Genomic DNA, 11,873 nt, shown 5'->3' on the forward strand with positions numbered 1-11,873 from the left:
CCGGCGTCATGGCTGTTCCCGTTGGCGTTGCAGGGGGTGAAGCCGTCGCTGGACGAGGCCTCCGGGTCGGTGGTGTTCACCGACGGGGCGGGCGCCGTGCGGGCGGCGGTGCCGCCGGGATTCATGGTGGACGCCAACATCCACCCGCGGCGCGGCACGGGGGAACGGTCGAACAATGTCAACTACAGCCTGGTCCCGCACGGCGGCGGGTGGGCGCTGCGGGTGGACCTGGACCAGGCGTGGCTGCGGGACCCGACGCGGGTGTTCCCGGTGGCGGTGGACCCGACGTTCCGCGACAACTCCGAGTCCGATGACACGTTCGTGTCCAAGCGGGACCACGCCAATCGGAACAACTCGTCCGAGGGTGACCTGCTGGCCGGCACGTACAACGGCGGCACGGAGCGGGCGGCGTCCTATCTGCATTTCAGCAACCTGAAGACTTCGCTGCCGAACCGGTACGTGCTCGGCGCCCAACTCAACCTGTGGAACTACTGGTCGTATTCGTGCCGGGCCCGGGCGGTCAACGTGTACGAGGTGACCAAGGCGTGGTCGGGGTCGACGACGAAGACGTGGGCGGGGCCGTCGTTCGACTCGGCGCACCGGTTGGCGACCAGTTCGTTCGCCTACGGCTACGACTCATGCCCGTCGGGCGGCTGGGGTTCGTTCCAGTTGCCGGTGGGGCGGGTGCAGGGGTGGCTGCACGGCGACCCGTTCCACGGGATCACCGTGCGTACGTCGGAGACGGACAGCTTCGCATGGAAGCGGTTCGGATCGGCGAACTTCGCCACCGCCAGCGGCCGCCCCTACATCGACCTCAATTATTCCGACCAGGGGGCCCAGTACTCGCTGGTGAGTTCGACGTTCAACCCGCCGGTGACGGCGGCCTCGGCAGGCCGGATCCCGGTGCGGGTGTACAACTGGGGCTGGCACACGTGGACGCCGACCAACGGCTACCGGCTGACGTACAAGATCTTGACTCCGGGTGGGTCGCTGGTGCGCAACGGGCCGCTGTACACGATGCCGCGCAACGTGGCCCCGCACCAGTCGGCGGACATCTCGATCCAGGTCGAGGCGCTGGCGCTGGGCAACTACATCCTGCGCTTCGACATGGTCAACCCGTCCGGGCAGTCGTTCCAGAGCACCTACGGTGTGCCGTTCGGCCAGGCCACCTTCAGCGTGCAGAACGGCGGCCCGACGATCGGCGACGGCGGGGTGTTCCCGGCGCACAACGGCTACGCCGACACGCTGACCCCCACGCTGTGGGCCGACTATGTGGACCCGGACAACACCCCGGCCGGGGGGCGGCAACTGCGGTTCCGGGTGTGCAAGGGCACCCCGGCGGCGCCGGGCACCTGCCAGAGTTCCGGTACGAACACCTGGTTGACGTCCACGACGTGGCGGGTGCCGGCCGGGCTGCTGGAGTGGCACGAGCCAGCCCACTGGTACGTGCGGCTGTCCGACACCCAGGCACAGACGGCCGAGCTGGGCCCGTACGTGTTCACCCCGACGGTGCCACAGCCGGAGATCACCAGCCACCTGGCCACGGCACCGGCCGGCGCGGACGTGCCCGGCTTGAACCCGTACGCGGGCAACTACTCCACCACGGTCACCGACGCCTCCGTCTTGGTGGCTGGCCCAGACCTGGCCATGACCCGCACCTACAACTCGCAGGACCCACGCGCCTCCAACGCGTTCGGCGCCGGGTGGGCCAGCCCGGTAGACCAGCGCGTCACCGCCGACACCGACGGTTCGGGCAACGTGGTGCTCACCCTGCCCACCGGCGGGCAGGTGCGGTTCGGCCGCAACCCGGACGGCAGCTACGCCCCGCCGGCCGGCGCGAACCTGACCCTGGTCGCGGCCGGCACCCCGACGGTGTGGACCCTACGGGACGGGTCCGGCCACCGGCGGCTGTTCACCGACGACGGGCGGCTGTCCTCCGTGGTCGATCCCGACGGCCGGATCCAGACGTACGGATACGACGCCGGCGGAAAGCTGGCCACGATCACGGACGTGGCCAGCGGCCGGAAGCTTCATCTGACGTGGACCGGCGGGCACGTGACCAGGGTGGCCACCGATCCGCCCGTCACCGGGCAGCCGGCCCCGGCGTGGACGTACGCCTACGACGGGGACCGGCTCACACAGGTGTGCATGCCGCTGTCGGCCCAGTCGTGCACCAGCTACGCCTACACCGGCTCGTCGCACTACCGGTCGGTGGTCGTCGACGACAACCCGGCCGCGTACTGGCCACTGGGCGAGCCGGATGGGGCGGCCGACGCGGTCAACGTGGTGGCCACCAAGGCCGGTGAGCGAAAGGCGCCGTATGACGACGTCACCGCCGGCGTTCCGGGTGCGCTGGCCGGCTCACCGGACACCGCGGCGGATTTCGGGGCGTCGGTCACCAGCGCGGTCAAGCTGCCCAAGAACCTGGCCGACACGTCGATCGGGCTGGCGGTGGAGCTGTGGTTCAAGGCCGCCGCCGGGGAGAACGGCGTGCTGTTCGGCATGCAGAACGACGACCTGACCAGCCTGGCCAGCGCCACCCAGTGGACCCCGGTGCTGTACGTCGGCACCGACGGGCGGCTGCACGGGCGAACGTGGACCGAACCGGTGTCGACCCAGATGCTGTCCCCGGGGCGGGTCGACGACGGATCGTGGCACCATGTCGTGCTTTCCGGCGCGGGCGACGCCCAGCAGCTCTACCTCGACGGTGCGCCGGTCGGCACGCCCATCACCGGCCGGCTGATCGACCACCGGGACATGGTGTACGCGCAGTTCGGCAACGGCCGCGGCTCGACCGGCTGGCCAGCCACCGTCGTCGGCGCGTTCCCGTTCACCGGCCACATCGACGAGGCCGCCTACTACCGGCACCCGCTGGGGCCGACGCAGGTGGCCGCGCACTGGGCCGCCCGCAACCCCACCGTTCGGCTGACCACGGTCACCGAGCCGCTGGACACCGCTACGCAGATCACCACCCTGCAATTGGGCTATGACGGCCCGTCCGGGCGGGTGGCCACCATCACTGACCGCAACGGCGCCTCCTGGGATCTCGGCGCACCGACGCCAGATGATGGCCACAGGGTGGTCGTGTTGGCCCCAGACAACGCCGAACCGGTCACCTACCGGCACGACATGAACCGCGGCGGCCGGCTCGCCTCGCGCACTGACACGTTCGGCGAGCAGGCGTGGGCGTACAACGCCCGCGGGTTCGTGTCCAAATACACCGACGCCAACGGCAACGCGACCAGCTACGACACCGACAAGCGCGGCAACGTGCTCGCGGAGACGAGATGCCGCACCAGCGGCGACTGCTTCACCAGCTACGCCGGCTACCACCTCAATGCCCCCGACCCGCTCGATCCCCGCAACGACGTGCGGATTTGGACCGCCGACGGCCGCTCGGCCTCGGCCACCGACACCACCCACCGGATCTCCAACACGATCGACGCCACCGGACGGGTCACCGCCGTGACCTACCCCACCCCCTCGGGGATCACCGCGGCGCCGACCGCGGCGTATACCTACTCGGTCGGCACCGAGGCAGCCGAGCCCGCCGGCACCGGCCCGGTCCCCGCCGGGCTGCTGCTCACCTCGACCGGCCGCAACGGCAAGACGGTCCGCCACTACTACAACAACGCCGGCGATCTCGTCCGCACGGTCGACACCGTCGGCCTGACCACCAGCCACACCTACGACGCGCTCGGCCGGGTCACGAGTTCCACGTCGGCCTCGCAGTCCGGCGACTCGTACGGCGCCACGACCTTCACGTACAACGCGGTCTCCCTGCCGGCCACGGCAACCGGACCGGCCACCATCAACGCGGTGACCAATGAAACGCATCGGATCCGCACGACGTACGGCTACGATGCGGCCGGGCGGCGCACCAGCCAGACCCTCGACGACATCGCCGGAAACGATCCGACCCGTACCTGGACGCGGACCTACGACCCGGCGGGCCGGGTGGACACTATCCAGACCCCGGACGGGAAGGTCACCGACCTGGACTGGGACACCCGCGGCGATCTGGTCAAGGAGAACAGACCCGGCGGGCTGGTGCTCGAGCACACCTACGACGAGGCGCACCGGCGCACCGAAACCACCGCCCTCGGCACCGGCGTCGACCCGATGAACCCGACCGCCACGTCCATGATCGTGGAGTCGCGGGCGTACGACCCGGGTGGCCGGCTCGCCTCGGTGATCGACGCGATGGGCCGCGAGACCGCCTACACCTACTACGGCGACAATCTGCTGACCACCGCGGCCAGGGTGCGCCGCAACACCGACGGCGACATCACCTCGTCCACCACCTTGGAGACGCTGGATTACAACGCCGCCGGGCAGGTCAACCGCCGCGTCACCGTCGGCGGGATCGTCACCACGTCGGTGTTCGACAAGGCCGGCTACGTCAAGGAAGACCACTTCGACCCCAACGGCCTGAACCGCACCATCACCTACACCCGCAACATCGACGGGACCGTCGCCACCGCCACGCTCACCGGCAGCGCCTCGCCAGGCCGTGCCGAGACCAGGGGCTACACCTACGACGACGCCGGCCGGGTCCGCACCGAGACCGTCAGCAACACCGACGGCAGCCCGGCCACGCTGACGACCACCTACGTCCGCGACGCGCGTGGCCTGCCCACTGTGGTCACCGACCCGGCCGGGGTCGAAACGCGGCATAGCTACGACCTGGCCGGCAACCTGGTCACCACCACCGGCGAGGCCCGCACCGTGTGGACCGGCGGCACCAGCGCCACCGCAGAGCCGGTCACCACCGTCGGGTACAACGCCTTCGGCGAAGCCGTCCACACCCGCGATCCCGGCGGCGCGGTCACCACCACAAGTATGGACGCGATGGGCCGGCCGGCCACGATCACCCTGCCCACCTACACCCCGCCGGGCGGCGTGGCGATCACCGCCACCACCAGCATCGAGTACGACGACCGCGGCCTGGTCGAGCGGTCCACCGACCCGTTGGGCCGGGCCACCAGCTACACCTATGACCCGTACGGCAACCAGCTCACCCGCACCCTGCCCGACCCGGACGGCGACGGCCCCAAGCCGGCCCCGGTGTGGGCCTACACCTACGACCGGGTCGGCGAACTGTTGTCGACGACGGACCCGACCGGCGCGGCGACCTCAGCCACCTACGACGACCTCGGCCGGCAGATCACCTCCACGGTCACCGACCGCACGACCGGAACGACGCTGTACCTGACCACCGATCTGGGCTACGACGGCGCCGGCAACCTCACCACCGTCACCACCCCGCTGGACCACGTCACCACGACCACCTTCAACACCGCCGGTGAGCCGCTGCGTACCACCGACCCGTCCGACCGGTTCACTCAGTACACCTACGACATCGCCGGCCGGGTGGCGACTGTCGTCAAGGGCAAGGGCACCGCGTACGTCGATCCGGTCACCACCAATACCTACGACCTGGCCGGGCGGCTGACCGCGCAGGCGGACTGCACCACCACGGCGACCGGCACCTGCGGCGCCGTGCTCCGCACCGAGACCGCCACCTACGACGGGAACGGCCAACCGGTCACCGTCACCAGTGGCGAGGGCCGGCCCACCGCCTACGGCTACAACCCTGCCGGCCAGCTCACCAGCATCACCCAGCGGCGGGTCGCCACGGACGCGACCACCGCCGTCACCGTGCAGCTTGGCTACGACCCGGCCGGCCGGCGTACCCGCATGGTCGACGGCAACGGCAACGCGACCAGCTACACCTACACGCCGTGGGGGCAGACCGCCTCGGTCATCGAACCGTCCACCGCCGCCCACCCGGACGCCGCCGATCGCACCTGGACCGCCGGCTACGACGCAGCCGGTCAACCTGTCACGTACCTGCTGCCCGGCGGGATCACCCGCACCCGCACGTACGACCGACTGGGCAACCTCACCGGCGAAACCGGCACCGGGGCCGAGGCCGCCACCACCGCCCGGCAACTCGACCACGACGCGCTCGGCCGGATCACCTCCGTCGGCGGCCCGGGAGGCACCACCACGTACACCTGGAGCGACCGCGGACAGCTCACCGGCGCGACCGGGCCGGCCGGGAACGCCTCCTACACCTACGACGCCGAAGGCAACCTGGTCAGCCGCACCGACGCCGCCGGCACCGCCACCTTCACCTACTACGCCGCCGGCCTGCCGTCCACCGTCACCGACCCGCTCACCGGCGTCACGGCCACCCACACCTACAGAAACAGCGGCCAGCTGGGCCAGACCACGTACGGCACCGGCGGCCCCACCCGCACCTACACCTACGACAACCTCGCCCGCCTGGACACCGACGTCTACAAGAAGCCCAACGGCACCACCACCGCCTCCACCGACTACGGCTACGACCGCGACGACCTGCTCACCAGCAAGACCACCACCGGCGTCGCGGGCGCCGGCGCCCACAGCTACGGCTACGACGGCCTCGCCCGGCTCACGTCGTGGACCCGGCCCGGCAACGTCCAGACCGGCTACGGCTACGACGGCGCCTCCAACCGCACCACGGTCACCGACCCCACCGGCACCCGCACCACGGGCTATGACGCCCGCAACCGCGCCACCACCGCGAACGGTGCCGGGCAGACCACCGAATCCTGGACCTGGACGCCCCGCGGGAGCTTGGCCACCCGCGTCTCCGGCACCACCACCGACAGCTTCACCTTCGACGCCTTCGAACGCCTCACCCAAGCCAGCACGTCGGGCTCCACCATCACCTACGCCTACGACGCGCTCGACCGCGTCGCCCGACGCAACGGCATAGACCTGCTGTACGCGGATCTGGCCAACAACCCCGTCCGCGCGCCCAACCCCGCCGGGCAGGACACGCAGATCCTGCGCGACGTCGACGGCGAACCGCTGTCGGACAAGGCCGGCACCGTCGCCGCCCGCAACCTGCTCACCGACCGTGTCCACGAGGACGCCACCGCCGCGTCCAACCCCACCACTGGCGACCTCCTCGCCTCGGCCACCTACCAGCCCTACGGCGGCACCACCGCCGCCACCGGCACCCTGCCGCTCGGATTCCAAGGCGGCTGGACCGACCCACAAACCGGCCAGGTCAACGCCCACGCCCGCTGGTACACCCCGGCCGGCGGCACCTTCGCCAGCCGCGACACCTGGACGCTGGAACCGGACCCGGTCTCGCAAACGAACGGGTACCTCTACGCCAACGCGAACCCGGTGAACAACAACGACCCCAGCGGACACTGCCCGATCTGTGTCGTGGGTGACGTCGCTCTATGGATCATCAAAGACATCATCTACGCCGAGCACGCCGGTGAGGCCTGCAACGGTCCCAACGGCTTGAAGCCCGACGCGGGCCACTGGCTATGCGATCCGAGCAACTGGGGTCAGAGCGGTTTCGGCAGTGCCGACACCTCGGGCTTCGGGTCAGCCGAACGGCCGCCTGGCAGGCCCGGCGACCCTGGCGGTGGCACGCGGCCGTGTACCGGGCTGTGCCGCGCCCCGTGGACCCACGACGTCGACCCGCGCCCGGCACCGCCGCCATCCCAGCGACCCCCGGTGGACGTGCTACCCCCGATCGACAACCCGACAACCAACCCGGGCCGCCCCAACGTCGACTCCGACGACGACGGCGAATCCGGGCCATCCGGTGGCGGCGGAAACCCGTTGCTGCCAGTGCTGCCCTGGCTGGCGAACGGCGCCAGCACACTGGCCAACCTGGTGCTCCAGGCCAGCGTCATCGCGCTGAGCGAGTTCCTCGGACACGTGTGGAACGCGGCGCGGACCGACGACAACGACGACGACTGCGGCTGGGTCGACTACGGGGAACTCGACCAGGCGCACGGAAACCGCGCCACCGGCATCACAGCCTGCCTGGACGAGGACTACCTGGCAACGCACGAGGGAACGTCGACGAGCACCTCGGTCAGCCCACCGGGCTACGAATGGGCGAGGCAGGCAGCCGAGTTCCGCAAGCTGAGCCCGAGCGAGCACATCAACAAATGCCACCTCCTCGGCAAGATCCTGACCGGTTCCGGCACCGACCTGCGCAACCTGGCCACCTGCGCCCGCGGGGCCAACTTCCCGCAGGCCGGCTCCGCGCAGGGCGCCAACAATATGAGGAGCTACGAACGCCGGGTCCAGGCAGCCGTGCAACAGGGCCAGGACGTGTACTACACGGTGACCCCGCACTACAGCGGACCCAGGACCGTGCCTACCGGGTTCACCGTCACCGCCCGCGGCAGGAACGCCGACGGCAGCCCCGGACTGACGATCGACGCGTTCGTACCCAACGATCTGAGAGGACAGAACCTCGGCACGTACACCGATCCCTACACTGGTCAGCCGGTGCCCGTCGGGTCCACCCCGTAGCGAGGCCGGATGACGAGGGAAGGAAACGGCCGCACATGAGTCAGGGGATCGAGTGGGAGACGCTCCAGCGGCTCATGCCGCCCCGGACAGGCAGCGACGCAGTCGTCGACTGGGCGCGGCTAAGCGAGTCCTGGGGAAGGCAGTTTCCTGCCGACTATCGTCGGTTTCTCGACGCGTACGGGACCGGAGAAATCCAGGCCTACCTGTCGATCGTGACGCCCGAGCCCAGGGACCGGCCGCTGTCCGAAAGCCTGGGCATGGCTGCCGAGACAGTGAACGCGGAATACGCCTGGGCGGAGGAGGACAAGTCGCCCGCGCTCGTGGACACGGATCCCGAGCTGATCGCGTGGGGGGTCGACGCCAGCGCGGATCTGCTGTGCTGGGACGCCTTCGGCGCCGACCCCGACACCTGGCCGGTCCTCGTGTTCAACCGGGGCGACGCCCGCTGGCGGCGGTACGACTGCGGGATGGTGGAGTTCCTTATCCGGCTGCTGCGGGCCGACTTCGACACCTGCCCCCTCGGTGGCACCGACCTGTGGGGCATCGGATCCGCCGTCTTCCTGACGCCGACCGAGCGGAACCGCCTGCGCAACGAGGGTCTGGATCCGTGGACGGGCAAGCCCGACCCGCTGACCGGCACGTTCGTCGGCTAACCCGGGAGGCCGGCTATGGCCACCGCGTCGCGCCGGTGACCCAGGCGACCGCCGCCTCCGGTCCCGCGACGCAGATGGACGTCGCGGCCGTCGGACTCGGCTGGCATACGGCAGGATGTGCCGGATGAGGCCGATGGTGGCACTGACCTTCGTAGTCCTGCTTGGCGCATGCGGTGCCGCCGACAAGGACCGTTTCCGAGTAGCCGGCGGCAGCATGGAACCGGGGATCGAGGCGGGTACGACGGTCGTGGCCGACCCGGTCACCGACGGCGGATACCAGGGACGACGCGGCGATGTTGTCGTGTTCCAAAGGCCCAACTCGTGGCCTGCCGAGGGCGGCGACACGCTCGTCAAGCGGGTGATCGCAATCGGCGGCGAGACCGTGGCCTGCTGCGACCGGCTCGGCCGGGTAACCGTAGACAACGTGGCGCTCGACGAGCCGTACCTTGGCGATAACGCACCGCTCCACGCCCCCGCCGGCACATGCCGGGGCCGCCAGTTCGGACCGGTGGCCGTGGCCGCGGACCACGTATTCGTGCTGGGCGACACCCGCTTGTTGTCGGTGGACTCCGCCTGCCACGGCCCAATACCCGTTTCGGCGGTCGTAGGCATCGTGAAACAATAGATCTGCTCGAACCGTCGGCCGGGCCGCTCACGACCGGCGTCGTTGAATCACAGGCAGGACGGATTCTGTGAGCGGGTGGTGGTGCCGTACACCTGAGGTGGATGCCATCCGCCGGTGCGTCCCGGGTTCCGCAGTTCGTAGTCATACGTGGCCGTGAAATCCTGGGCTGAGCTGCGGAAATGCTGGTGGGGCCGGGAGGTAGCGTGTGTCTACGCGGTCCCGACCCGTTCGGGTCGTGGTCAGTTGGGGTTGAAGGTCGTGACCCGGGCTGGCGGCCGGATGGAAAGTGCCTGGTAGATGGCCTTCTGTTCGGTGTTGAGTGGGGTGGTCTGGGTGACGGTGCCGGCGGGGCCGGCGAGGGTGACCTGGGTGATTCGCCCGAGTTGCCGGTTGATGTTTCGCCAGGTTTGGTTGCTGCCGCGTTCCGCGACGCGGGTCAGCAGCAGGGCCAGCCAGCAGATGAGCACGTGGGCGCGGATGCGGTGTTCGAGGCGGTGGAAGACCGGCCGGAGTAGCAACTGGGTCTTGAGGTCGCGGAAGCCGCGTTCGGCTTCCAGCAGATTCTTGTAGCCCAGCGCGACGTCCTCGGCGCTGATGTGCGGGTCGCTGGTGGCGATGAGGTACTTGCCGTCCAGCCGCGCCTCGGTTTTGACCTTGCCGGCGTTGACTTTCAGCCGGCCGTTGGTCTGCTGGGTCAGCCACCGCCCGAGGGTCGGGTGGTCGCGCAGCGCGCATTCGGCGCGGACGTGGGCGGCTTCGTTGCGGGCGCGGGCCTTGTCGCCGCGGGGCCGTTGGGCGTCGCGGGTGCGTTGCTCGGCGATCCGGGCGAGTTCCGCCTGGATGCGGGCGATCGCCTCGTCCCGTTGGGCCTGATCCCGTTGCGCTTGTTCGGGGTTGTGGCAGATGACGAACCGGATGTCGGTGGCGTCGAGGCGGATCTCCTTGACCCGTAGGTTGTCCCGGACCTGTTGGTAGCGGCCTTGGCGGGCGAGAACCTGCTCGACGAGGGGGTTGCCGTCGCGCATCCGCATCCCGGCGATGTAGTGCCCGCCGGCGCGGCGCAGGTAGGCCAGGTTGTCCGCGGAGGTGAACCCGCGGTCCACGACGGTGATGACCCGGCCGAGCTTCCAGTCGCGCAGGTCGTCGCGGACCTCGGCGAGGACGCCCTGGTCGTTGCTGTTGCCGGGCCAGCACCAGCAGCGGACCGGGATGCCTTCCTTCGTCACGGCCAGGCCGATGACGATCTGCGGCAGGTCGGCGCGGTGGTCCTTGGAGTGGCCGTAGCGGCGGAACGCGTCGTCACCGTCGTCTTCGGTGTCGCGTTCGAAGTAGGTGGAGGTGGTGTCGAAGAACAGCAGGTCGACTTCAAGATTCAAGAGGTTGGCCACGGCGAAGAACACCGCTTCCTGGACCCGGCCCTGGGTGTCGGCGTCGACGAGGAGGTCCATCGCCCGGTATGCGTGGTCATCGTCCATCGTGGATAGACTGGGGACGGCAGCGTCCTCCCGGACCCACTCGGCGGCGGACAGCTTGCTCATCGGCGCGACCGCCCGGTTCGCCACGAGCGCGAACAGGACCCGTTCCATGTTCGTGGTGAACCGCCGCGCGTCCGTGGCCGCTCGCACGGCGGCGGCAACGTCGAGACGCTGCCACAACTGTTCCAGCAGCCACACCGATCCGCTCGTGCGGGCGTCGATCACCTCCAACGGCGCCGCGCCCGTGACCACGCCGCTCTCGGCGGCCGGATCGGTGTGGGCGTCGCCGTAGTGGCGGTTGATCGAGGCAGCGAGGCGACGCAGCCCGGCGACGTCGACCTGGTCGGTGCGGCCGAGGTTCATCAGCACGTCGACCTTTACCCGTCCGTCGACGCGCCGGTTGTGCGCCAGGGCGACGTAGCGCACCACGCTGCCGTCGGCGTTCGTCCGCGACGTGAACCGCAGGAACATGCCCACGACCCAACCGCATCAACCCTGGTAGCACAAGACCCGAGCCGCAGGTCGTGTTACTACACTTTCGGCGCTCCGAACCGCTCGGGACCGCTCGCCAGACCGCCTACCAGGCACAACGCGGAACGCCTCGCGTTCATGTGTCTACGAACTGCGGAACTCGGGCGTCGTGCCCGATCGGGAGCAGGCGACTTCCAAGACGTTCGGCGCGACCGGCGCCGTTGCCGCGTTGGGGCCGTGGGGAGCCGCCGCCGGCCTCTCCGCGGCTACGCAGCCGCCCACCACCAGCACGAGAACCAGCGACAC

Annotated in this window: 4 protein-coding genes; 3 read left to right on the top strand and 1 reads right to left on the bottom strand. The window is 70.0% G+C overall.

The annotated features are described in order from the left end of the window. Positions 1-36 precede the first annotated feature (36 nt). The 3 genes from VFO68_RS04930 to lepB all read left to right on the top strand — a co-directional run bounded on the left by VFO68_RS04930 (position 37) and on the right by lepB (position 9,621). Positions 37-8,343 (top strand): RHS repeat-associated core domain-containing protein, encoded by an 8,307-nt coding sequence (locus VFO68_RS04930; protein ID WP_325156949.1) that lies wholly within the window; start codon positions 37-39, stop codon positions 8,341-8,343. A gap of 35 nt (positions 8,344-8,378) precedes the next feature. Further along, positions 8,379-8,996, top strand: coding sequence for a hypothetical protein (locus VFO68_RS04935; RefSeq protein WP_325156950.1), 618 nt, complete (start codon positions 8,379-8,381; stop codon positions 8,994-8,996). A gap of 133 nt (positions 8,997-9,129) precedes the next feature. Further along, positions 9,130-9,621 (top strand): signal peptidase I, encoded by a 492-nt coding sequence (gene lepB / locus VFO68_RS04940; protein WP_325156951.1) that lies wholly within the window; start codon positions 9,130-9,132, stop codon positions 9,619-9,621. A gap of 239 nt (positions 9,622-9,860) precedes the next feature. Here the strand turns inward: lepB and VFO68_RS04945 are convergent, their stop codons facing one another. Beyond that, positions 9,861-11,567 carry an IS1634 family transposase gene (locus tag VFO68_RS04945; RefSeq protein WP_325156952.1) on the bottom strand — a complete coding sequence of 569 codons (1,707 nt, stop codon included), beginning with the start codon at positions 11,565-11,567 and terminating at the stop codon, positions 9,861-9,863. Between the last annotated feature and the right edge of the window lie 306 nt (positions 11,568-11,873).

The sequence above is a fragment of the Actinophytocola sp. genome (genome assembly GCF_035712165.1).
In the GTDB taxonomy this organism is placed as follows: domain Bacteria; phylum Actinomycetota; class Actinomycetes; order Mycobacteriales; family Pseudonocardiaceae; genus DASYTH01.